We start from the raw sequence: 21,791 nt of genomic DNA, 5'->3' as shown, positions 1-21,791 counted from the left end.
AGGCCAACTGCCCGGCAGGAACCGAAGATGTACACCAAAACGGGCAACAACGCCTATTCCTCCGTCTCTCTGGACAGCCAGATTGCTGGCGCCACCCCGCACCAGCTCATCGTTTTGCTCTACGACGGAGCAATCAATGCCATGCGTCGCGCCGAGATCTACTTCCAGTCTGGAAACATCGCTCGCCGGGGTGAGATGATCTCCCGTGCAATCAACATTATTGATAATGGCCTGCGCGCCGGGCTTAACCATGAGGTTGGGGGACAGATTGCCGCCGACCTGGAGCGACTGTACGAGTATATTTCGCGCTCTCTGCTGGAAGCGAACCTTAATAAGTCCGGGGAAATGCTCCCGCATCTTATCTCACTGATGGTGGATATGGCCGAGACGTGGAAAGCCATCGACCCACAGGCGCGTCAGGTGAAGCATGGCTGATAAACTCACGCGGCAAATCGCCCTGATGTTGCAGAGTAACGAACGTCTACAGCAGTTAGCAGACGAGGAGGCGTGGGAGTGCTTTACCGAAGAGGTTGCAGCCTACGCCCGGGGTATGCAGGCGCTCTGTGAGTTCGATCTCTCGCCGCTTGCTGAAGACGCCCGCGCACAGCTTGCGCAGCTTCTTGCCCAGGACGAACGTCTGCGCCAGCGGATGTCAGTCCGGCTAGGTCATCTCAGCAATAACATTTCTGCTCTACTTAAATCAAACGCGTCTGCCCAGGCATACCACACTGTCTGACGCTCCCGCCCCTGATGGCGGGAGCGTGTCCCGCCTCAATCCCTCTGCAAGATGACGTTAGCGCGTAAAAAAAGCCCGCCATGGGCGAGCTCGGTTACGGGTAAGCAAGAGGCGAATCAGATGCTGATATTGTATTTACGACCCGCAGGTGCCTGGCTGGATTCCCCGGCGGGGCCGTAGAGCGCGTTGGCGTGACCCACGCGGTCTACCACCTTCTGCATATATTGATTCTTCTTCATATGGTTTTGCAGAAGCGTTTCGACCTGCGCGTTCAGCGTTTTGGTGCTTTGCACCCGTTCTCTGATCAGCTTCCAGCTGGTGAACAGCCTGCTGTGATGGTGATAGGGCGCCTGAAGGGCGGAAAGCTGTTCCTGCTGGAGACGCATTTCATCATAGTACTGAATCGACGAAAGCAATTGGCTTTTATTATCCGATAATACCTGTAGCGAAACGGGATTTATTTGTACGCGGCTGAGCTGATTGACCTCTTCAATCATGATGGCTTCCAGCTCGTCCAGGGACGTTTTCATTTGCGTCAGTATCGGGTACAGCTTATCCATAATGTTAAAAAATCCTGCCGTTATTAATACTCAAAAATATGTCGCACCAGCGCCTGAGCAATTTTCTCTGGCTCGATAGTGAGTTCCCCGGAGGCCATTGCGGCACGGATTTTATCCACCCGTGCATAATCCACGTCACGGCTGTCATCGGTCTGAATTTTTTTTGTCAGCGCGCTCAGGGTCACTTCGGTTTTGTTTCCGCGCGCTTCGCCCGTCGCGACACTATTTTCCTGAGTAGTGCCGCGTGTACGCAGTTCGTGTCCGCCAGCCAGATTGCCAATCGGTGCGGTGGGTTGGGTGCTTTCGATGCTCATGTTTATCCTCGCCAGTAATCGTTACTGCTCTTGCCTATACACTAGTCTTCGGAAATACACGAAAAAACTAAAATTATTGTTCTAAAAAAATTGTCACGGCTCCGTCACGACCCACTTTTCCCGTAACGTTACGTCCACCCGTGGTTTTCACGCGCAGCGTATCGTCAACCGCAGCGTTGTTTAGCGCTTTGCCCTGGCTGCGGATAAAGAAACCCGGTCCCGACATGACCAGTTCTACCGTCTGCCCGGCGCGAAGACGCCACTGCTGGCGCAGCTGGTTTTGCAGCACCGGTTTGCCCGCGGAAAGGGGGCGCAAAAGGCGTTGGCCGACAATGTCCCTCGCCTCAAACATTAGCCCAACGGGCAAATCGTCTATGCTGCCGGTCATGGGAGTAATATCGCCCTGCTGCACAATTTCCCCGCCCTTCAGACTATGACTGGCGACCCAGAAGGTTCCCTGGGCGCTAATGCTAAACGGCAGATAGAACTTACGCATGCCGCAGCGCGCCACTGCGGTGCGTTTGCCGGTGAGGCGGTCATCATGCCCGGCCAGGCTCAGGTCAGGATTTTCGCACACCGCTGATAGCTGTCCGGGCGAGGCCAGCAGCGTAACGGTACGAACGATATTGCCTGGATTTTCCGTGAGCTTAACCAGCGCCTCCAGTTTCTGCACTAATCGAAGTTTCGCCGTTGTCGCGGATGGCACGCTGGCATACAGCGGGCTCGCGAAAAGGAGCGTTACCAGCGTTACGCGTAATAATGGAAGCTTCATCTTGTTGCCTTATTGTAACACCAGTAAAGTAAACGGGTATGCTTATTCTGACTAAATTATATACGTGATAGAAACGCTTTTATTGCGTTAAATAACGACACTTCTGCTGCCGTTTTCATGAATCAGTTCCGCATGTTTTAAATATCTATCTTAATTTCGCTAATAGCGCCTATTTCTGTCAGGTCTTTGCAGTGTGATATTTCATCAGCGCTGTCTACACTATCGCGGTTTATATAAAGCAAGGCAGAGGCCAGAGTGCATGATGAATAAACTTGACGATGCGTTTCGCTTCCAACAGCAAGCGTTAGGTCTGCTCTCGCGTCGGCAGGAAGTCCTGGCATCGAATATTGCGAATGCCGATACGCCAGGCTATCAGGCGCGAGATATTGATTTTTCTCAGCAACTTAAAAATGCGTTAGGGAATAAACCTGCATCAGGGCCTGTCACAATGGCTTTAACGTCCAGCAAGCATATGCAGGGTAAAAAAATGCCTTTTGATGATGCTCAGTTGCTATATCGCGTACCGGATCAACCAAGTGCTGATGGTAACACCGTGGATATGGACCGCGAGCGAGTTAATTTCGCGGATAACGCCATGAAATATCAATCGAGCCTGACATTCCTCGGTGCAGATATTAAGAAAATGATGACGGTAGTCAGTCAGGGGTAAATAAATGTCGTTATTTAGCGTATTTGATATTTCAGGCTCGGCGATGGCCGCGCAGTCAAAACGTCTCAACGTGAGTGCCAGCAATATGGCGAACGCAGACAGCGTTGCCGGACCGGACGGACAGCCTTACCGCGCCCGTCAGGTCATGTTTGAAGCGGACACCTCTGCCGGCCAGGGCATCGGCGGCGTCAGAGTCAGCGACGTAGTGGAAAGTACAGCGCCCGATCGCCTGGTCTATGAGCCCGGTAATCCGCTGGCGGACGAACAGGGATATGTACGTATGCCTAACGTCAACGTGGTCAATGAGATGGTCAATACCATTTCCGCCTCACGCAGTTATCAGGCAAATGTGGAGGTGATGAACTCCGCCAGGGCCCTGATGCAGAAAACCTTAACCCTCGGTCAGTAAGGCAGGATATGACAGTTTCAACGGTAAACGACACCAGCGGCAATACCAGCACCTACGGCACGGGCAGCAGTGCAGCCGACCTCTCCGAGCAGTTTATGAAGCTGCTGGTTGCACAGATGCAAAACCAGGACCCGACTAACCCGATGGATAACAACCAGCTGACCTCCCAGCTGGCACAGTTCAATACCGCCGCGGGAGTGGAAAAACTCAACGCATCTGTCGGCAACGTTCAGGCGCTTATGGCGCAGTTGGGCAGTATGAGCGCCGCCTCCTGGGTTGGCCGTGGGGTACTGATCGAGGGCGATCCGAAAGTCGCCTTTGGTGACGCCACGCAGCCACTGGACGGGGAAGAGAAGCCATCAGACAGCTTTAGTTTCCTGTTATCGGGGGATGCAGAAACGGTCACCGTCACGCTGACGGATGATGAAGGCAATGCCTATACGGCGCAGCTGAAGGACGTGAAATCCGGTGTGAAGACTTACACCCTCGACGATCTGGAAAACTTCCAGCCGGAGCCGGGGCCGCCTCAGGACAGGGAATACACGCTCTCCTTTGAGGCGAAAAATCCGGAAGGCGATAACCCGGAAATATCCGGCCTGATTCAGGAGCAGGTGTCTGGCGTCACGATGACGGCCAACGGCGCGGTACTGCACCTGCTCAATCATGACCCCATCACCATGGGCGACGTGGTTGTTATCCAAAAATAGCGAATAATTTACTCTCTGGAACTTCAATATGAGCTTTTCACAAGGTCTTAGCGGCCTCAATGCAGCCGCCAAAGCGCTGGACGTGGTTGGAAACAATATCGCCAACTCCCAGACAGCAGGTTTTAAAGCAGGCTCCGTGGCCTTCGCCGACATCTTCGCCGGAACGACGGGTCTCGGGGTTCAGGTTGCGGGCGTGACCCAGAACTTCGGCGACGGTGGCCTCACGGCGGGCAATAGCTCGCTGGATATGGGCTTACAGGGAAAAGGATTTTTCCGCATGGTAAGCGAAGGTGGCGCCGTCTATTACGGACGTAACGGCCAGTTTAAGCAGGATCAGAACGGCAATATCATCAACAGCACCAATGGATTGTACCTGACCGGCTACCAGGCGACCGGTACGCCGCCGACAATCGCCCCTGGCGCACCGGTAGGACCCATTCGTATACCGACGGAAGACATGCCCCCCGCGGCGTCCACCGCCGGATCCCTTACGGGTAACCTGAAGTCAGATGACACCACCATCATCACCGACTCGTTCGATTATAGCGATCCGAAAACCTACAACTACCAGAGCCAGATTGAGGCGACCGACACGCTGGGCAATAAACACACCGTAAAGGTCTACTTCGTGCAGACCGCGGCAGGCGAGTGGAAAGCTTACGCGCGCGATGAAACCGCGCCCGGCACGCCTGATGTGACCTCCCTGGATTTAAAGTTCGATAGCAACGGCAATATGGACACGGCGGCGATGGCCAGTACCAAAATGACCATTAACGGGGCCGCGTTTAATGGCTCCGCGCCGCTGAGTATCGACATGGATCTTTCCAGCTTGACCCGCCGGGCCACCGATAGCCTCGTGAAAGTTGACACCATCGACGGTCAGGCCCCGGGTAAATATCAGAGCTTTGTTATTGGCGACAGCGGAGAAGTGGTCGCGACCTACAGTAACGGTCAGCGTCAGACCGTGGCACAAATCGTACTGGCTGATTTCGCCAACAGCGGTGGGCTGGCGGCTGAAGGTAATAACGTCTGGAGCGAAACGCCGCAGTCCGGCCAGCCTTTCCTTGGTACTTCCGGCTCCGGCAGCTTCGGTACGATTAACGGGAATATGCTTGAGCAGTCTAACGTCGATCTGGGTCAGGAGATGGTCAATATGATTGTCTACCAGCGTAACTACCAGTCGAATTCGCAAACCATCAAAACCCAGTCTGAGCTACTCCAGACGCTGGTTAACCTGCGATAAGGGCGGCGGATGGATCGCGCAATATATACCGCATTGAGTGCTGCCAACGCGGCGCTCAACCGCCAGGCCGTGACGTCGAACAATATGGCTAACAGCGCCACGGCGGGCTTTCGTGCTCAACTGGCCGCGTTTCGCGCTGTGCCGGTTGAGGGGCAGACCCTGAAAACTCGCGCGCTGGTAGCGGAATCGACGCCGTATAACGACGACACCATGGGACCGATTACCCACACCGGACGCAGTCTCGATGTTGCACTTCCGCAGAACGGCTGGCTGGCGGTAGCCTTGCCAGACGGTAGTGAAGGGTACACCCGTAACGGCGGCATTGAGATCGATCGGGATGGCGCATTGCAGGTTGGCGGGAAGCCGCTGATGGGCGATGGCGCACCGCTGGTGGTTCCTCCCCATTCGCAGATCACCATTGCGGAGGACGGTACCGTCTCTGCACTTGGCGCGGGTGATGAGCCAACGGCCGTCGTGCCGGTCGGAAGACTGAAAATGGTTAATGCTCCCATGAGCACCCTGATCCACGGCGACGATGGGCTGTTTCGCCCGGCGGCGGGCAATGCGTTGCCCCAGGATGACGCCATGCGTCTGAGTCCTGAATCCCTTGAGGGAAGTAACGTGAGCCCGGTGAAGGCCATGACGGAGATGATCGCCACCGCACGCAGCTTCGAGATGAACATGAAGGTGATCCGCACCGCGGATGAAAACGCGCAAAAGGCCAACCAGCTATTAAGCGTGGGCTAACCCGCGCAAGGAGTACAGATGATTCGGTCATTATGGATCGCAAAAACCGGTCTGGAAGCACAGCAGACCAATATGGACGTGATTTCAAACAACCTGGCGAACGTCAATACCAACGGCTTTAAGCGCCAGCGAGCGGTGTTCCAGGATTTGCTTTATCAAACCATGCGCCAGCCCGGTGCACAGGCTTCCGAACAGACAACGCTGCCAAGCGGCCTCCAGCTGGGTACCGGCGTGCGTCCGGTCTCTACCCAGCGCGTGCATACTCAGGGCGGCCTGAACATGACCGGCAACGATACCGATGTCGCTATCGAAGGCAAAGGCTTCTTCCAGGTGCAGTTGCCTGACGGCAGCACCGCGTACACCCGTGACGGACATTTCGATAAAAATGAAAACGGTCAGTTGGTAAACGCAGAAGGCCATCCCATTCTGCCGGGCGTCGTAGTACCGCAGGACGCCAAAGAGATGCAGATAAGCCCTGATGGTATCGTCAGCGTGACGCTCCCGGGTCAGGCTCAGCCGCAGCAGGTGGGGCAGTTGACCCTGGCGACCTTTGTCAACGATGCCGGTCTCGAAAGCATTGGCGGCAACCTCTATCGTGAAACGCAATCCTCCGGCGCACCGAATGAACTGAATCCGGGCCTTGAAGATGCGGGTACGCTCAAGCAGAAGTACATTGAGACGTCTAACGTCAACGTGGCTGAGGAGCTGGTCAATATGATCCAGGTCCAGCGCGCCTACGAGATCAACAGTAAGGCCGTTTCTGCATCCGATCAGATGTTGCAGAGGCTTACCCAGCTTTAATTTCCTCTCTCTTACCGCTCCGGGCGCAGGCTCGGGCGGATAGATGGTTTATCGACACGTAAATGAAAACACTTTTTACATACAGTCCAACAGGGCTATCGCGTCCTGCACTGCTGGCGGGCGTGCTGCTGCTAAGCGGCTGCGCGCATATTTTGCAAAAACCGCTCGTGGACGGACCAACGTCGGCAGAACCATTACCGATGGCACCGGTCACAACCGGCGGCTCGCTGTTCCAGGCAGGACAGGCCATGAACTATGGCTATCAGCCGATGTTTGAAGACCGCAGGCCGCGCAGCGTGGGCGACACGTTGACGATCCTGCTTCAGGAAAACGTTAGCGCCAGCAAGAGCTCCTCCGCCAGTGCCAACCGTAATGGATCGGCCGGAATGGGATTACTGGCCATGCCGGGCAGCTCGAGCAGCTGGCTGGGTAACGGCAAAGCTGACTTTAACGCGGAGGGAAAAAGCGACTTCTCCGGCAAGGGCGGGGCGGCAGCGCGCAACACCTTTACCGGCACCATCACGGTGACGGTAAATAAACTCCTGCCGAACGGCAATTTACAGGTGGTCGGTGAGAAGCAGATAGCCATAAACCAGGGGACCGAGTTTATACGCTTCTCGGGTGTGGTGAACCCTCGCACCATCAGCGGGGCCAACACCGTGCCCTCAACTCAGGTAGCGGATGCGCGCATAGAGTATGTCGGCAACGGCTACATCAACGAAGCGCAGACGATGGGCTGGCTGCAACGCCTGTTCCTGAACCTTTCTCCTTTTTGATACGACGATGAATACAAAATCCATTCTGTTATTTCTCGGCCTGCTGCTCAGCATTCCGATGCTGTACACGCCGGCGCAGGCCGAGCGAATTCGCGATCTGGCCACGGTGCAGGGGGTGCGCTCCAACTCGCTAATGGGCTACGGGCTGGTGGTAGGGCTTGATGGCACGGGCGACCAGACGATGCAGGCGCCGTTTACGGGCCAGAGCCTCAATAATATGTTGTCCCAGCTTGGGATCACCGTACCGGCGGGCACCAACATGCAGCTGAAAAATATTGCCGCGGTGATGGTGACGGCCGAACTGCCGCCGTTCGCCCGCTCAGGGGATAAGATCGACATCGTGGTCTCTTCTCTGGGGAATGCGAAGAGCCTGCGTGGCGGTACGCTGCTGATGACGCCACTTAAAGGGGCGGACAACCAGATCTACGCGATGGCGCAGGGCAATGTGCTGATCTCCGGGGCTGGCGCGCAGGCTGGCGGCAGTCGCGTGCAGGTTAACCAGCTTAACGGCGGTCGCATTAGCGGTGGGGCGACGGTTGAACGTGAAGTCCCAAATGACTTCGCCACGCAAAACACGCTGCGCCTACAGCTTAACGAGTCAGATTTCTCGCTGGCGCAGCAGATCAGCGACGAGATTAATCGTCGCTATAGCGGTGGGGCGGCAATCCCTGAAGATGCCCGTACTGTACGTTTGTTTGCACCGCCGGATGGTCCTTCCCGGGTGCGTTTCCTCGCCAATATCCAGGATATTCCGCTGCGGGTGGGGATACAGGATGCGAAGGTCATTGTTAACTCTCGTACCGGCGCCGTGGTGATGAACCGCCATGTTTCCCTCGATGCTTGTGCCGTAGCTTATGGATCGCTGACGGTAGAGGTTACACAGAATAATGTTGTGAGCCAGCCGGATACTCCCCTCGGGGGAGGGCAGACCGTCGTGGTGCCACAAACCGATATCTCAGTACGCGACCGCGGCGGCTCGCTGCAAAGCGTGCGCAGCAGCACGGATCTGAACGCGGTGATCAGGGCACTCAATACGCTTGGCGCGACGCCAAATGAGCTGATGTCCATTTTGCAGTCAATGAAAAATGCAGGCTGCCTGCGTGCGAAGCTGGAGGTGGAGTGATGAATGCTTTCGATCGTCTGGATAAGCCAGCCTTTGACGTTCGCTCTCTCGACGCGCTAAAGCGCGATGCACGCCGCGCTGAACCCGGGGCGCTCAGGGCGGCGGCGCAGCAGATGGAGGGGATCTTCGTGCAGATGATGATGAAGAGCATGCGCGATGCCACCATCAAAGATGACCTCATGCACAGCCAGTCCACCGATATGTTTACCGCGATGCACGACCAGCAGGTGGCGCAAAATATTGCCGGGAGCGGACAGCTTGGGTTTGCGGATATGATTGTGCGCCAGTCAGGCGGGGAGATCGATAGCCCATTGGTGTCGACGCCCGGCAGCGGTCCGCTTAATTTGCCGGGACTTTCCTCCTCCGTCAGATCCGCCACCGGTCCGCTGGCGCCGTCTGCGTCGGTCTCCTTCGGCAAAGTAGCGCAGGGGGCTCAATCCTTTATTTCTCGTCTGCTGCGTCCAGCACAGATCGCCGCCAGGCAGAGCGGGGTTCATCCGCAACTGATCCTCGCGCAGGCGGCGCTGGAGTCAGGATGGGGGCAGCGTGAAATCCCCACCGCTGACGGCCGCCCCAGCCATAACCTGTTCGGTATTAAGGCCGGAGGTGACTGGCAAGGCAAGACCACAGAGGTGATGACCACCGAATACATCAACGGCGTGAAGCAAAAGATAAAGGCCTCGTTTCGCGTTTACGATTCCTATGAACATGCGCTCGCCGATTATACGAAGCTACTCACTAAGAACCCGCGCTATGCGGGCGTTGCGCATTCCCGTTCGCCGGAGCAGGCGGCCAAAGCGCTTCAGGCGGGGGGATACGCAACCGATCCTGCCTATGCGAAAAAACTGATCGCCATTATTCAGAAAGTAAAAGGTGATATTAAGCAGGGTGTAGAAGCCTATAAAAACGACCTCGCGAAAATATTTTAAAAAAGTTTTTAGATAAATTCGCAATCACCGATGAATAAAGCAGAGCAATAATTTTGACCCAGCCCGAATATCGGGCTGGAAATAACGGAATATCCAGGTGCCTTATGAACAACCTCTTTAGTCTCGCGAAAAGTGGCCTTAGCGTAGCGCAATCCGCTCTTAGTGTGGTAGGCAGCAACCTGACCAATGGCATGAGCGATACCTATAGCCGCCGCAGCCTTGTGATTGGTGAGCTCGGTGGCATGACCACGGGAAACGGATTTTATGGCTACGGTGCGACGGTAACTGGCGTCGATCGCGCTTACGATGCTTTTGCCAACAAGCAGCTACGCGGCTCCGTCTCAAACTGGGCCTCGCTTAACGGCCGCATGGAGCAATTGAGCGACATTGATAATATGTTGGGCGATGAATCCGACAACGTCTCTGTCTCCATCAATAACCTGTTCAAGTCGATGGCGACGCTGAGCGCAACCCCAGATGACGGCCCGGCCCGTTCCGCAGTATTCAGCTCACTCGGCGTATTGACCCAGCGCTTCAATGACAGCGGCAAGCGCCTCACCGCGCTGGAAAAGAGCACCAACACCAATATCGAAACCAGCGTTAAAGAAATTAATAGCATCAGCGACCAGCTGGCAGAAGTGAATAAACAGCTGGAACGCGTACAGGCGCAGAACGGTACGCCGCCTGCGGACCTGCTGGATCAACGTGATGCATTACTGGAAAAACTGAGTGAGCAGATCGGTATAGATGTAACCGAGAATAGCGTATCTGGCCGCGTCGACGTAACGCTTCAGGATGGTCGCCCCCTTGTCTTTGGCGAAAACGCCAGCAAGCTACAGGCCACAGCGTCTGAAAGCGATCCTGACAGAATCGTTGTCTCTTACGTTGATAGCAACGGCACTACCACGCCAGTTAACGAAGCGAGCATTACCAAAGGCCGCCTGGCCGGGTTGTTTAAGTTCCGCAGCGAAGATCTTGAGATCGCTAAAAACGAGCTAAACCAGATCGCCTTTATGATGGCGAGCCGCATGAACGAGCAGCACCGTTTGGGTGAGACGCCAGCGGGTGTGCCGGGGGGCGATCTTTTCTCTCTGCCACCTATGAAGGCGGTGGCAAATGCAGGCAATGCCGGTGGGGGAACGCTCGACGCTATCAGCGTGACGGACTACACCAACGTAAAATCTGAAAATTACAGCATCGACTTTGATGGAACAAACTGGAACGTAATGGGGGAGGACGGACGCCTGGTGAAGCAGGTGCCGGCCGGTTCCGCCACGCTAGAGTTTGACGGCATTGAGATTGATCTCTCCGGTGTGACCGCAAGCGCCGGGGACAGTTTTTCCTTTAATCCTATGGCTGGGGCTGCGGAGGGTATTGGCCGCGCGATCAACAGCGCACAGGATTTTGCCGCAGCGGATGCCTCCGGGGGCGGGGTGGGAAATAATCTTAATCTGGAAGAGATGCTTAAGATCCAGAATGAGAAACTGATTGGCGGCAGCACGCTGACGGAGGCTTATTCAAGCCTGGTGGGGACCATTGGTTCTAACGCGCGGGCGGTAAAATCGGGCATTTCCTCGGCTGAGATCGACCTGCAAACTAAATATGATGCGAAGCAGGCGCTTTCAGGTGTGGATATGAACGAAGAAACCGTCAATATGCAGATGTTTATTCAATATTACCAGGCCAATGCGCAAATTCTACAGACCGCAACCACCATGTTTGATTCGCTGCTTTCGATTAAATAAGGAGCTATCCGATGCGATTAAGTACGCTGTATATGTTTAAACAGAGCGCCGAGAGCATGTCAAAGCGCGTGAGTGATAATAATAATATTTATCTTCAACTCTCTGCTGGAAAATCGTTGCTGCGAGCCTCGGATGATCCAAAGTCCGCTACCGATGCGGTAAATTATCAGGACGCACTGGCGAAGCTTGAGCTTTACAGCAACGTACGTTCAACGGTGCGGAGTTCACTTGAGCATGAAGATAATATCCTGAACGGTGTGGGCAATTTGCTGACCACCACCCTCACCGAAAAAATCGTAGCGGCGAAAACGGAAAGCTACTCTGATGAAGATCGTCGGGCGCTGGGTGCAGAGATTAAAGGTATTCGCGGCAATCTGATGGATCTCGCGAATAATCGCGACGGGAGCGGGCGCTATATTTTTGGCGGATTTAAAAGCGATACGGCGCCGTTTGACGATGCGGGTAACTATGTCGGCGGTGATACCGCTCGTCGACAAACCGTTGCCGATGGTACGGATATGCAGACGGGCCACCTGGGCAGCGATGTTTTCGGGGATATATTCTCTGTTCTTGATAAAGCGGTAGAAGAACTTTCTCGCGATCCCATCGACCGTGATGCGCTGAATGCTGCGTTGAGCGCCGCCAGCGAAGCGGTTTCCGGCGGCATCGATCGTCTGGGTAAGGCGCAGGCGGAACTGGGGACCAACCTTCAGCAACTGGACGCGCTTGATATGAGTGGCGACGTCATGATCAACGACACCATAACCAAGGTTCAGACGGCCATTGGCGCTGACTATAGCACGATGACCTCGCTCATTATGGATTCTAAAATGTCAGAATTTGCGCTGAACGCATCCATGATGGTATTTCAGTCAATGCAAAAAATGAATTTATTTAATAAATAACATTATCTTTCCATCTTATTTCTGAAAGTTTTAGCCGCATATTTATGTGCGGCTTATGAGGATCTATGTTAAATAAACTTAAAATCTATACCGTAATCAGCCTGATTATCGGCATGATCTCTTGCATGCTGTTTGGCGTTACGGCTTTTTCCGTTTATAACTCGGTGACGATTAATAAAAATTTTAAACGCGTTGTGGACGTTAATGACAGCAACGCCTACATGACTAACGCCGCATATAACATTAACTCGGTGGTGGCGAATACGAACGGGATGATGCTTCAGACGTCGCTGCATAAACCGCTGTCGCCAGAGATGATCAAACATACCCACAACCTGCTGAAAGAGGCGCGCAAGGAGATGGATGCTTTCGCGCAGGTGAAATTCAACAGCCTGGCAGAGACAAGGGCTGCTGAGGAGCTTCGCGCCAAATTTGACCTGGTTTATAACACCGTCCAAACCAAGCTCGGCTATCTTGAGCGACCGGAAGGATACCCGGGCTCGATGAACGGTGATATGGAACTGCGTACCGAGCTGCGTCAAAAAATTGAGAAGTATTCAGAAATCTCATCTGACCGGGGGTACGAATATGTGTCAGTAGCTGAAAGCAGCTACAAGATGATGATTTGGGTCAGCGTGGTGATGATGGCCATCGCGATTTGCGTATTGTTAGCCGTTCGCTACTGGTTGCGTATTGCGCTGGTGCGCCGGATGGAAACTACCGTTGAGATGCTTCAGCGCGTAGCGGCAGGCGATCTGAGTCATGCCATAGAGACTGGCGCTGATAACGAAATTGGCAAAATGCTCAGGGAGCTTGAGAAGATGCGTGTCTCCCTGACCAACACCATTACCGGTATCCGTGAAGGGGTAGTGAATATCCATTCTAACGCCCAGGAGATTGCTCAGGGCAACAGCGACCTTTCCTCCCGTACCGAAGAACAGGCTGCGGCCCTTCAGGAGACGGCTGCCAGCATGGAGCAAATTAAAACCACCGTACGCCAGAATGCGGATAACGCACATGCGGCGCGCAGTCTGGCAGAAGGGGCAAGCATGAATGCCCAAAATGGCGGTGAGGTGATGGTAAACCTGGAAGCTATCATGGCGCAGATTACCGAAAGCTCCCGTCAGATTGCTGATATTAACGGCGTCATCGACAGTATCGCCAATCAGACCAACATTCTGGCCTTGAACGCAGCGGTTGAAGCCGCTCGAGCGGGAGAGCAGGGGCGTGGCTTTGCGGTAGTTGCGGAAGAAGTGCGTAACCTCGCCAAGCGCAGCGCCGATGCAGCGAAAGAGATTAATCAGCTGATTAATACCAGCGTTAACAATATTGATACAGGTTCGCGCCAGGTAAGCCAGGCGAGCGGCGTCATGCAGGACATCGTGACTTCGGTTGCTGAGGTGACGCAGATTATGGGCGAAATCAGTTCGGCCTCTGACGAGCAAAGTGCGGGTATCAATCAGATTTCGCAGGCCGTGAACGAGATGGATCTGGTGACTCAGCAGAACGCGGCGATGGTGGAAGAAGCGGCCATGGCGGCAGGCAAACTGGAATCTCAGTCGGACGAGCTTGAGCAGCTTGTTGCCCAGTTTACCCTGCGAGATGAAAAAGTTGAAAAACGCCATACGCCCGCGCCGGAAAAAATGACGTTGCGTCACGTTGAAAATGATAATGCGCAGTGGGAAACGTTCTGACAACTGCGGAAAGAGAATAATTGGCGTCAATAGTGCCGCCAATTATTCCTGTCAGGCAGCGCGATGATTAAATTAACAGAATGCGCATTTTTATAAAAGCTTATCGCACTTTTTGATTATGTGGTTTCAACTGATAATTGAGAATGTGAAGATTAGGTGGAAGAAATGCGTGGACGGTATATACACAGCTGAAGGGCTGGAGAATAAAACGGCATTGTGGTCAAAATACCATTTTATCGTCAGGCAAGAAGCGCTGCGTTTGCATAAGAGACTGCCTGCCAATGTCGAATTAGACGATCTCATTCAGGCGGGCTCCATGGGTTTTTTGAGTGCCATTGATAGCTTTGACCCTAAAAAAGGGGTGGCCCTTAATGCCTGGATCTCACAGCGTGTGAAATGGGCATTAATGGATGAGCTTCGGGAAAGTGATTGGGTTCCACGGCGCGTGCGATCGCATTCGCGGGAAATTGTGTCACTTATTCAGCAGATCGAACAGGAAAAGGGGGGAGAAGCGACCGAAGCTGATATTGCTGAACGGATGGGCGTTTCGCTAAAGGAATTTCAGCAAATGCTGGCTGATAATAATAGCAGCCAGATGTACTCTATTGATGAGCTTCAGGAAAACTATTCAGACAGTTGGGAGAGTAATGACGGCGAAAATGCACAGCTTAATCCGTTAAATGAGGCCATTCAGGAAAACTTGATAGCCAACATTGCTGAGCATATCCGAATGATCCCCAAGCGTGAACAGCAGATATTGCAGTTTTATTATCAGCAGGATCTGAACATGAAAGAGATTGGATTAATTTTGGGCGTTACCGAAACGCGCGTTAGCCAGTTGCACAGTTTAGCGATAAAACGCTTACGAAGCAGAATGGATCGGTTAAGGAAAGAATAACATAGCGATAACATTAACAAGATTAACAATATTTCCTAAGTAAAGTTAATTACGTTGCGTGATAATTAAGAATGTTTAACAATGTGTATTTTTATAGGTAAATCATTTGGTTATGATAGTTTTCTGGTGCGCGTTGTTTTCTTAAAGCTTGCTAGGAAAATTCTTAATGAATATGATTTCGTCAGATTTGTGATGTAGCCATCCTTTGGCATTGAAAAGTTTTTCGATAATTTATTGAATCAGCTTGACTGAATTCAGCGATTATCAATGCCAAAAGACTCTCTGCATCGACCGGGTAAACATTTTGCCTTAACTATTTAGCCTTGTTTGTGGTTGAAAAACAGTGGGAGCTTTTTGTGTCCAATTTTGACGAGTATCTGCAAAACATTCACGATATTAATCTTTCTTATTTATTACTGGCGCAGCAGCTGATCAGACAGGACAAGTTTGCTGCCAGTTTTCGTCTCGGCTTATCCGAAGGCACGATTGATAATTTAAAAGAGTTGTCTTTACCACAGTTGATGAAACTGGCTGCGACCAATCAGTTGATTTGTCGTTTACGCGTCGATGACGAAGTGGTCATCGAAAATTTGACGAAAGATTCGCGTATTGAAGCTCTTCAGCAAATTCATACCGGCATCATTTTATCGACAAACTTACTTAATTCATTAAGCGAGTCCGATGCTGCTGTGACGGGAGAAGCATAAAATGTGCGAGAAAAGTTTATTGCAAGAAATTGAAGAGGTAAATATTGCCATGGGGTTAATTAACCTTGGGGCAAGAATGCAGGTTCTGGAATCTGAAACTTCTTTAAGTCGTCGGCGTTTACTGCGCTTGTATAAAGAGTTACGCGGCTGTCCGCCTCCAAAGGGGATGCTCCCTTTTTCTGAAGACTGGTTCATGTCATGGGAGCAGAATATTCACTCTTCCATGTTCTATAACATTTACCTTTATCTTCAGAAAACTGGGGGCGGGCGTCCTATTGAAATATTGATGAAAACCTATCGTCTTTATCTGGAGCAGTGTGGTTCTTGCTGCGACGATAAACCTGTCCTGGGGCTAACGCGTGCCTGGACATTATTACGCTTTATCGACTGCGGTATTATTTCCCGTAAGGCCTGTAGCGTTTGTTCCGGTGGTTTTGTGGTCACGACGGAATTCATCAAAAACCCGTTCACCTGTAGTTTGTGTAGCCCTCCTTCGCGGGCATTTAAGAAATCGCAGGTCAACCTCAGCGGAATCGCAGGCAATTATGCCACGCCGGAAATTATGACAGCCTGACGGATGTTCGATGGCAATGCACAGGATGGCGTTTTATTCGATGCCACGGCACTCGACATCGGTCAGCGAGTAAAAAGGAGAGAGTGTGTTAGTTATCTTTGGCTATCTTGTTGTTATTGCTACCGTATTTGGTGGGTTCGTACTGTCTGGTGGTAATCTGCTCGCGCTGTTCCAGCCTTTGGAGTTGTTAATTATCGGCGGTGCCGGGGTCGGCGCTTTTATTGTTGGTAATAACATGAAATCCCTTAAGGCGACGGGTAAAGCTATCGTGAAGCTGTTCGTGGGGAAACGCTACAACAAAACGGTTTATATGGACCTGATGGCGCTTATGTTTTTGCTGCTGTCAAAAAGTCGTGTTCAGGGACTCATGTCACTTGAGAAAGACATTGAAGATCCGGCGGGCAGCGAAATTTTCAGCGCTTATCCTCGTCTGATGAGCGATCCGATGTTAAGCAACTTTATCCTCGATTACTTCCGCCTGATGATTGGCGGAAGTATGAACTCGCATGAAATCGAAGCGTTAATGGATGAAGAAATTGAAACCTGCGAAGAGGAGCTTGAGGTTCCGGCCCACAGTCTGAATACCGTCGGCGATGCCTTTCCGGCCTTTGGTATTGTGGCTGCCGTCATGGGGGTAGTGAACGCGCTCGGTGCCGCGGACCGACCCGCAGCCGAGCTCGGAATGTTGATTGGCCACGCGCTGGTGGGCACGTTCCTCGGAATTTTGATTGCCTACGGGTTTGTATTACCGCTCGCAACCCTGCTGCGTCAGATGAGTTCCGATCAGGTCAAAATCCTTCAGTGTATAAAAGTCACGCTGCTCTCCAGTCTAAACGGCTATGCGCCACAAATTGCCGTGGAGTTTGGCCGAAAAACCATTTTTACCAGCGAACGGCCTTCCTTTGAGGAGCTTGAAGAGCATGTGCGGGAAGTGAAATCCAGCGCCAGCCTTAAGTCTAAGTCTGCGGATGCCACGGCATGAAAAACGATTCCCCGATAATCATTTCGCGCAAGCGAAAGAAGAAAAAGCATGCTCATCACGGTGGTACGTGGAAAATCGCCTACGCCGATTTTATGACCGCGATGATGGCGTTCTTCCTGGTAATGTGGCTGATTTCTCAGTCCAGCACGGTGCAGCGGGAGATGATCGCCGATTACTTCCGCATGCCGCTTAAGCCATCTATGGCCAATGGCGACAAAACCAGCCTGAGCGACAGCATCATCCCCGGCGGCGGTGACGATCTGATGAAGCAGGACGGAGAAGTGGCGAATCATAAGCGGGTACAGAGCGAGCGGCAGCGCTGGATGGAGAGCCTGAAACAGGCCAGAGATAAATTGCAGCAGATGATCGAAACCGATCCCCGGCTCAATAACTTTAAATCCAACATTATGCTGCGTCTTACCAACGACGGCCTGCTCATTCAGATCACCGACAGCCAGGATCGCCCGATGTTTAGAGTAGGCAGCGAGCTGCCGGAATCCTATATGAACGGCATTTTGCAGGCGCTTGTGCCGCTGTTGCAGGAGTTGCCCAATAAAATCAGTCTCACCGGCCATACCGACTCGCTTCCCTATGCGGGCGGCACCTCCGGATACAGTAACTGGGAACTTTCTTCCGGACGCGCCAACGCCGCGCGCCGCGTGCTGGTTAAAGCAGGTCTTGACGATGAGCGTTTTCTTCGCGTGATCGGCACGGGAAGCCGTATGCCTTTAGAAAACAGTGATCCCTCAAGTCCGGCGAATCGCCGTATTAGCATTTTGGTATTAAGTAAAACCAAAGAACAGTATATCCGTCTGGAAGACACGCGCATGCATCGCCCAGAAAACGTCCTGAACAACACTACGCAGCAGGAGGTAAGGGGGTACAGCGATGGACATGAATGATTTCACCGAGATCTTTTTTACCGAAGCGGAAGAGCTGCTGGCCGAGATGGAGAAGCATTTGCTGGAGATTGATGCCGCATCGCCGAATCCTGAACAGGTAAATGCCATTTTTCGCGCAGCGCATTCTTTGAAAGGCGGGGCAGGGACTTTTGGCTTTAATGCCCTGCAAGAGACCACGCATCTACTTGAGAACCTGTTTGACCAGGTGCGAGCCGGAGAACGCTCGCTTAACCGAACGACCGTTAATCTATTTCTGGAATGTAAAGACATTATGCAAGCGCAACTGGAAGCCTATCAGTCTTCGCAGGAACCTGATGAAGCGAGTTATCGCTATATTTGTGAAGCCCTGCGCAAGATTGCTCTGGAAGACAAACATGCCCAGACGGCAGTCGAGTTGCAAGACAAAGCCGCGACGCAGCAGGGGGCAGCTGATGGTGAGCCTTTACTCTGCGTGACGTTGAAGAAAATTCCTGAAAGCGAGCGGGCAATGCTTCAGGAAGAGTTATCCCACATGGGAGAGATTGTCGCTACGGAGAAGGCTGATGATGGCATGGTGGTTCAGCTGCGCACGAGCGCCTCTGCCGACGATATCTCCGCGGTGCTGTGTTTTGTGCTTGAAGAGTCGCAAATCCTTATCGAGCATGTCGTTCAACCAGCGTCGGTTGAAGTGACTTCTCCTGTTACGGACAAGGCTTCTGTAGTCGCGGACCATTCAGAACCGCCTTCACGACCTGCCGCGCCGGTGCCAGCCCGCAGTAATAGTCAGGAATCGGGCAGCATCCGCGTGGCGGTCAGTAAAGTCGATCAGATCATTAACCAGGTGGGTGAGCTCATCATCACCCAGGCGATGCTATCTCAGCTTTCCAAAAAACTTGATCCAGCGAGCTACGACATGCTCTCCAGCTGCGTGGCGCAAATGGAGCGTAATACACGCGAGCTTCAGTCATCAGTCATGTCAATTCGAATGATGCCAATGGATTATGTGTTTAGCCGCTTCCCGCGGCTGGTGCACGATCTGGGTTCTCGCCTGAACAAAGAGGTAGAGCTAACTCTTCGTGGCGGCTCGGCCGAGCTGGATAAGAGCCTGATCGAACGCATTATCGACCCACTGACTCATCTGGTGCGTAACAGTCTCGATCACGGCATTGAGCAGAAAGAAGAACGTGCCCGTAAGGGGAAGTCGGTAGTGGGCAATCTTATCCTCTCGGCGGAACATCATGGCGGCAATATCATCATTGAGGTGACTGATGATGGTGCCGGACTGAACCGGGAGAAAATCCTCGCGAAAGCCCGCTCCCAGGGAATGAATATCAGCGACACCCTCAGCGATGAGGACGTATGGATGCTGATTTTCGCCGCGGGATTTTCCACCGCAGAAAGCGTGACGGATGTTTCCGGGCGCGGCGTGGGTATGGACGTGGTCCGTCGTAACATTATGGCCATGGGCGGCCATGTCGAAGTCCTTTCAAAGCCGGGAGAAGGCACGACGATACGCATTATTCTGCCGCTGACGCTGGCAATCCTTGATGGCATGCTGGTGAAAGTTGGACAGGAGATCTATGTTCTGCCGCTCGGCGCGGTAATGGAATCGCTGAGGCCCGGCGAGGATATGCTCTGCCGCTTCGTCGGGGAGGAACGTCTGCTGCAAATTCGTGGCGAATATCTTCCGCTGGTGATGCTGCGTCAGCGCCTATCGGTGCCCGGCGAGACCGCACCTGAAGATGGCATTGTGGTGATCGTCCAAAGCGCTGGATGCCGCTACGCCCTGTGGGTCGATCAGCTCATTGGTCAGCAACAGGTTGTGGTAAAAAACCTCGAACAGAACTATCGCAAAGTACCGGGCGTTTCAGCCGCGACCATTCTCGGTGATGGCAGCGTTGCGCTAATCCTCGACGTGGTTGAACTGTCGACGATGAACGGACAAAAGGAAAACCATGTCAGGCCGACGTTCGGCAAGCAAGGAGTAACAGCATGACCCAAACAACGACAAAGCCTGCGGGCGCGGACGCCATTGCGCAGGAGTATCTGGTTTTTCGTCTCGGTAACGAAGAATATGGGATCGACATTCTGAAGGTACAAGAGATACGTGGATGCGATAGCGTTACTCGTATCCCGAACGCGCCAGGTTTTATCACCGGCGTGACCAACCTGCGCGGTGTGATAGTGCCAATAGTTGACCTTCGCGTGCGCTTCAGTCTTCCTGACGTTCAGCAGGATGACAGTACGGTAGTGATCATCCTTAACCTCAATAATCGCGTTGTAGGAATCGTGGTAGACGGTGTGGTTGACGTGCTGTCGATGGACATGGATCAGATTAAACCGACGCCGGACTTCGCGTCCATGCTATCAAGCCGCTATCTTCTTGGGCTTGGCGTGATGGAAAACAGAATGATCATCCTGGTCAATATCGAAATGCTGCTCAGCCGTGAAGAGATGGATATGGTGGATTCGATGCTGGAAACTAGCCTGGCCTAGCCTGATATATACCCACCGCCATTATAAAATCCCCCTGCGATTGCAGGAGGGATTGATTAAGCATTCTATGACCGCAGGCGCTTACCGGTCTGGGCATCAAACAAGAACATTTTTTCCGCGTCTACGGTGAGGAAGACCTTCTGACCCACGTTGATATCCAGCTTTTCATGGGACACCACGATCAGCTCCTGATCGTTGATACGCACCCGGATCTCCTGTCCTTCCCCGGTCATCTCTATCAGCACGATTTCCGCTGGCATCCCTGACTCGCCGAGCCGGATATAGTGCGGTCGGGTGGCGCAGATGATCTCCATCCCTTCAATATGTGAGCGGAGGGGGCAGGGGAAGCGGTAGCCGTTGTTGAGCACAATCTCGCCGTGCTGAATCACGCCTTTAAGGGTGTTAATTTCCGGCGTGCCGATAAAGCCCGCGACAAACAGGTTATCCGGGTTACGGTACAGCTCTTCCGGGGTGCCGACCTGTTCAATATGTCCGGCATTCAGCACCACAATCCTGTCCGCCATGGTCATCGCTTCCGTCTGATCGTGCGTCACGTAGATGGTGGTGCGCCCCATCCGCTGGTGGATCTTACGAATTTCGCCGCGCATTTTATGGCGCAGTTTGGCGTCCAGGTTGGAGAGCGGTTCATCAAACAAAAAGGCCTTCGGGTCACGCACCAGCGCGCGTCCCATCGCCACGCGCTGACGCTGGCCGCCGGAAAGATCCCGCGGGAGGCGATCGAGCAGATGCGTCAGGCCGAGGATTTCCGCTGCCTCTTCCACGCGCGCCATCCGTTCCGCTTTTGAGACGCTGGCAAGCTTCAGGGCAAAACTCATGTTGTCCCGCACCTTCATGTGTGGATAGAGCGCATAGCTCTGGAACACCATGGCGATATCGCGTTTTTTGGCGGGCAGCGTGTTGACCACCTCGCCGTGCATCAGGAGTTCGCCGGAGGTGATGTCTTCCAAACCCGCAATCATACGCAGCAGCGTCGATTTCCCGCAGCCGGATGGGCCGACCAGCACAATAAATTCGCCTTCATGAATACTCAGCGAGATCCCTTTAATGATGCTGACGTTGCCGTAGGATTTGCCGAGATTATTTAAAACGATTTGGCTCATG

General features: G+C 53.1%; 25 protein-coding genes. 21 read left to right on the top strand and 4 right to left on the bottom strand.

All coding sequences use genetic code 11. The features are described from left to right. The first annotated feature begins 27 nt into the window (after positions 1–27). Both fliS and fliT read left to right on the top strand, forming a co-directional pair. On the top strand, positions 28–435 hold the full coding sequence (gene fliS, locus L379_RS06110; RefSeq protein ID WP_032654673.1) for a flagellar export chaperone FliS: 408 nt from the start codon (positions 28–30) through the stop codon (positions 433–435). Continuing rightward, entirely contained in the window at positions 428–736 is a 309-nt protein-coding gene (gene fliT, locus L379_RS06115) for a flagellar protein FliT (RefSeq protein ID WP_032654672.1), read from the top strand. Before fliS ends, fliT begins: the two co-directional genes overlap by 8 nt. Before the next feature lie 116 nt (positions 737–852). Here the strand turns inward: fliT and L379_RS06120 are convergent, their stop codons facing one another. The 3 genes from L379_RS06120 to flgA all read right to left on the bottom strand — a co-directional run bounded on the left by L379_RS06120 (position 853) and on the right by flgA (position 2,382). After that, entirely contained in the window at positions 853–1,296 is a 444-nt protein-coding gene (locus L379_RS06120; RefSeq protein WP_032654668.1) for a flagella synthesis protein FlgN, read from the bottom strand. A gap of 23 nt (positions 1,297–1,319) precedes the next feature. After that, positions 1,320–1,610: a flagellar biosynthesis anti-sigma factor FlgM gene (gene flgM, locus L379_RS06125; RefSeq protein WP_032654665.1), complete on the bottom strand. Its 291-nt coding sequence runs from the start codon at positions 1,608–1,610 to the stop codon at positions 1,320–1,322. Between the two features lie 73 nt (positions 1,611–1,683). Further along, on the bottom strand, positions 1,684–2,382 hold the full coding sequence (gene flgA / locus L379_RS06130; protein ID WP_015571601.1) for a flagellar basal body P-ring formation chaperone FlgA: 699 nt from the start codon (positions 2,380–2,382) through the stop codon (positions 1,684–1,686). Between the two features lie 259 nt (positions 2,383–2,641). Here flgA and flgB point away from each other — a divergent pair, with 259 nt between their 5' ends. The 19 genes from flgB to L379_RS06220 all read left to right on the top strand — a co-directional run bounded on the left by flgB (position 2,642) and on the right by L379_RS06220 (position 20,669). After that, entirely contained in the window at positions 2,642–3,052 is a 411-nt protein-coding gene (gene flgB / locus L379_RS06135; RefSeq protein WP_015571600.1) for a flagellar basal body rod protein FlgB, read from the top strand. Between the two features lie 4 nt (positions 3,053–3,056). Continuing rightward, positions 3,057–3,461: a flagellar basal body rod protein FlgC gene (gene flgC, locus L379_RS06140; protein ID WP_015571599.1), complete on the top strand. Its 405-nt coding sequence runs from the start codon at positions 3,057–3,059 to the stop codon at positions 3,459–3,461. 8 nt (positions 3,462–3,469) lie between these two features. Then, positions 3,470–4,168 (top strand): flagellar hook assembly protein FlgD, encoded by a 699-nt coding sequence (locus tag L379_RS06145; RefSeq protein ID WP_015571598.1) that lies wholly within the window; start codon positions 3,470–3,472, stop codon positions 4,166–4,168. A 28-nt stretch (positions 4,169–4,196) separates the two neighbouring features. Next, the gene (gene flgE / locus L379_RS06150) at positions 4,197–5,411 is read left to right on the top strand and encodes a flagellar hook protein FlgE (RefSeq protein WP_015571597.1); all 1,215 of its coding nucleotides are present in this window, start codon (positions 4,197–4,199) and stop codon (positions 5,409–5,411) included. Positions 5,412–5,420: 9 nt separating this feature from the next. Then, positions 5,421–6,158 carry a flagellar basal body rod protein FlgF gene (locus L379_RS06155; protein WP_015571596.1) on the top strand — a complete coding sequence of 246 codons (738 nt, stop codon included), beginning with the start codon at positions 5,421–5,423 and terminating at the stop codon, positions 6,156–6,158. 18 nt (positions 6,159–6,176) lie between these two features. Then, positions 6,177–6,959: a flagellar basal-body rod protein FlgG gene (flgG, locus tag L379_RS06160; RefSeq protein ID WP_015571595.1), complete on the top strand. Its 783-nt coding sequence runs from the start codon at positions 6,177–6,179 to the stop codon at positions 6,957–6,959. Between the two features lie 62 nt (positions 6,960–7,021). Then, positions 7,022–7,735 carry a flagellar basal body L-ring protein FlgH gene (locus L379_RS0124265; protein WP_032654661.1) on the top strand — a complete coding sequence of 238 codons (714 nt, stop codon included), beginning with the start codon at positions 7,022–7,024 and terminating at the stop codon, positions 7,733–7,735. A gap of 58 nt (positions 7,736–7,793) precedes the next feature. Next, positions 7,794–8,858, top strand: a complete 1,065-nt coding sequence (locus L379_RS06165; protein WP_045324746.1) for a flagellar basal body P-ring protein FlgI — start codon at positions 7,794–7,796, stop codon at positions 8,856–8,858. After that, the gene (gene flgJ, locus L379_RS06170) at positions 8,858–9,787 is read left to right on the top strand and encodes a flagellar assembly peptidoglycan hydrolase FlgJ (protein ID WP_032654658.1); all 930 of its coding nucleotides are present in this window, start codon (positions 8,858–8,860) and stop codon (positions 9,785–9,787) included. Before L379_RS06165 ends, flgJ begins: the two co-directional genes overlap by 1 nt. A gap of 104 nt (positions 9,788–9,891) precedes the next feature. Then, positions 9,892–11,532: a flagellar hook-associated protein FlgK gene (gene flgK / locus L379_RS06175; protein WP_017692832.1), complete on the top strand. Its 1,641-nt coding sequence runs from the start codon at positions 9,892–9,894 to the stop codon at positions 11,530–11,532. An 11-nt stretch (positions 11,533–11,543) separates the two neighbouring features. Next, a complete protein-coding gene (gene flgL, locus L379_RS06180; RefSeq protein WP_017692833.1) occupies positions 11,544–12,437 on the top strand; it encodes a flagellar hook-associated protein FlgL in 894 nt (297 codons plus the stop codon). A 65-nt stretch (positions 12,438–12,502) separates the two neighbouring features. Next, complete coding sequence (locus L379_RS06185; protein WP_032649212.1) at positions 12,503–14,131, top strand: methyl-accepting chemotaxis protein; 1,629 nt, start codon at positions 12,503–12,505, stop codon at positions 14,129–14,131. 169 nt (positions 14,132–14,300) lie between these two features. After that, complete coding sequence (fliA, locus tag L379_RS06190; protein ID WP_026094273.1) at positions 14,301–15,029, top strand: RNA polymerase sigma factor FliA; 729 nt, start codon at positions 14,301–14,303, stop codon at positions 15,027–15,029. Between the two features lie 356 nt (positions 15,030–15,385). Beyond that, the gene (gene flhD, locus L379_RS06195) at positions 15,386–15,736 is read left to right on the top strand and encodes a flagellar transcriptional regulator FlhD (RefSeq protein WP_023295279.1); all 351 of its coding nucleotides are present in this window, start codon (positions 15,386–15,388) and stop codon (positions 15,734–15,736) included. A gap of 1 nt (position 15,737) precedes the next feature. After that, on the top strand, positions 15,738–16,310 hold the full coding sequence (gene flhC / locus L379_RS06200; RefSeq protein ID WP_015571589.1) for a flagellar transcriptional regulator FlhC: 573 nt from the start codon (positions 15,738–15,740) through the stop codon (positions 16,308–16,310). Positions 16,311–16,395: 85 nt separating this feature from the next. Next, positions 16,396–17,292 carry a flagellar motor stator protein MotA gene (motA, locus tag L379_RS06205; protein ID WP_017692837.1) on the top strand — a complete coding sequence of 299 codons (897 nt, stop codon included), beginning with the start codon at positions 16,396–16,398 and terminating at the stop codon, positions 17,290–17,292. Continuing rightward, the gene (gene motB, locus L379_RS06210) at positions 17,289–18,194 is read left to right on the top strand and encodes a flagellar motor protein MotB (protein WP_032654655.1); all 906 of its coding nucleotides are present in this window, start codon (positions 17,289–17,291) and stop codon (positions 18,192–18,194) included. The genes motA and motB overlap by 4 nt, the downstream gene beginning before the upstream one ends. After that, positions 18,181–20,169, top strand: coding sequence for a chemotaxis protein CheA (cheA, locus tag L379_RS06215; RefSeq protein ID WP_032649208.1), 1,989 nt, complete (start codon positions 18,181–18,183; stop codon positions 20,167–20,169). The genes motB and cheA overlap by 14 nt, the downstream gene beginning before the upstream one ends. Then, on the top strand, positions 20,166–20,669 hold the full coding sequence (locus L379_RS06220) for a chemotaxis protein CheW (RefSeq protein WP_015571587.1): 504 nt from the start codon (positions 20,166–20,168) through the stop codon (positions 20,667–20,669). Before cheA ends, L379_RS06220 begins: the two co-directional genes overlap by 4 nt. A 65-nt stretch (positions 20,670–20,734) precedes the next feature. Here the strand turns inward: L379_RS06220 and L379_RS06225 are convergent, their stop codons facing one another. Next, complete coding sequence (locus tag L379_RS06225; protein WP_015571586.1) at positions 20,735–21,790, bottom strand: ABC transporter ATP-binding protein; 1,056 nt, start codon at positions 21,788–21,790, stop codon at positions 20,735–20,737. Position 21,791 lies beyond the last annotated feature (1 nt).

Origin of the sequence: Enterobacter sp. MGH 33, from assembly GCF_000534535.1 — a bacterium.
Lineage (GTDB): Bacteria > Pseudomonadota > Gammaproteobacteria > Enterobacterales > Enterobacteriaceae > Enterobacter > Enterobacter hormaechei_C.
This window is presented reverse-complemented; position numbering and strand designations above follow the sequence as displayed.

Bases quoted from the DNA above. Each gene is read 5' to 3' on its own strand.
- flgG (WP_015571595.1), top strand. From the start codon at position 6,177: ATGATTCGGTCATTATGGATCGCAAAAACCGGTCTGGAAGCACAGCAG.
- flgB (WP_015571600.1), top strand. From the start codon at position 2,642: ATGATGAATAAACTTGACGATGCGTTTCGCTTCCAACAGCAAGCGTTA.
- flgA (WP_015571601.1), bottom strand. From the start codon at position 2,382: ATGAAGCTTCCATTATTACGCGTAACGCTGGTAACGCTCCTTTTCGCG.
- flgE (WP_015571597.1), top strand. From the start codon at position 4,197: ATGAGCTTTTCACAAGGTCTTAGCGGCCTCAATGCAGCCGCCAAAGCG.
- motB (WP_032654655.1), top strand. From the start codon at position 17,289: ATGAAAAACGATTCCCCGATAATCATTTCGCGCAAGCGAAAGAAGAAA.
- flgC (WP_015571599.1), top strand. From the start codon at position 3,057: ATGTCGTTATTTAGCGTATTTGATATTTCAGGCTCGGCGATGGCCGCG.
- flgJ (WP_032654658.1), top strand. From the start codon at position 8,858: ATGAATGCTTTCGATCGTCTGGATAAGCCAGCCTTTGACGTTCGCTCT.
- cheA (WP_032649208.1), top strand. From the start codon at position 18,181: ATGGACATGAATGATTTCACCGAGATCTTTTTTACCGAAGCGGAAGAG.
- L379_RS06165 (WP_045324746.1), top strand. From the start codon at position 7,794: ATGCTGTACACGCCGGCGCAGGCCGAGCGAATTCGCGATCTGGCCACG.
- fliT (WP_032654672.1), top strand. From the start codon at position 428: ATGGCTGATAAACTCACGCGGCAAATCGCCCTGATGTTGCAGAGTAAC.
- L379_RS06225 (WP_015571586.1), bottom strand. From the start codon at position 21,790: ATGAGCCAAATCGTTTTAAATAATCTCGGCAAATCCTACGGCAACGTC.
- L379_RS06220 (WP_015571587.1), top strand. From the start codon at position 20,166: ATGACCCAAACAACGACAAAGCCTGCGGGCGCGGACGCCATTGCGCAG.
- flgK (WP_017692832.1), top strand. From the start codon at position 9,892: ATGAACAACCTCTTTAGTCTCGCGAAAAGTGGCCTTAGCGTAGCGCAA.
- flgM (WP_032654665.1), bottom strand. From the start codon at position 1,610: ATGAGCATCGAAAGCACCCAACCCACCGCACCGATTGGCAATCTGGCT.
- fliS (WP_032654673.1), top strand. From the start codon at position 28: ATGTACACCAAAACGGGCAACAACGCCTATTCCTCCGTCTCTCTGGAC.
- L379_RS06185 (WP_032649212.1), top strand. From the start codon at position 12,503: ATGTTAAATAAACTTAAAATCTATACCGTAATCAGCCTGATTATCGGC.
- flhC (WP_015571589.1), top strand. From the start codon at position 15,738: ATGTGCGAGAAAAGTTTATTGCAAGAAATTGAAGAGGTAAATATTGCC.
- L379_RS06155 (WP_015571596.1), top strand. From the start codon at position 5,421: ATGGATCGCGCAATATATACCGCATTGAGTGCTGCCAACGCGGCGCTC.
- L379_RS06145 (WP_015571598.1), top strand. From the start codon at position 3,470: ATGACAGTTTCAACGGTAAACGACACCAGCGGCAATACCAGCACCTAC.
- flgL (WP_017692833.1), top strand. From the start codon at position 11,544: ATGCGATTAAGTACGCTGTATATGTTTAAACAGAGCGCCGAGAGCATG.
- L379_RS06120 (WP_032654668.1), bottom strand. From the start codon at position 1,296: ATGGATAAGCTGTACCCGATACTGACGCAAATGAAAACGTCCCTGGAC.
- L379_RS0124265 (WP_032654661.1), top strand. From the start codon at position 7,022: ATGAAAACACTTTTTACATACAGTCCAACAGGGCTATCGCGTCCTGCA.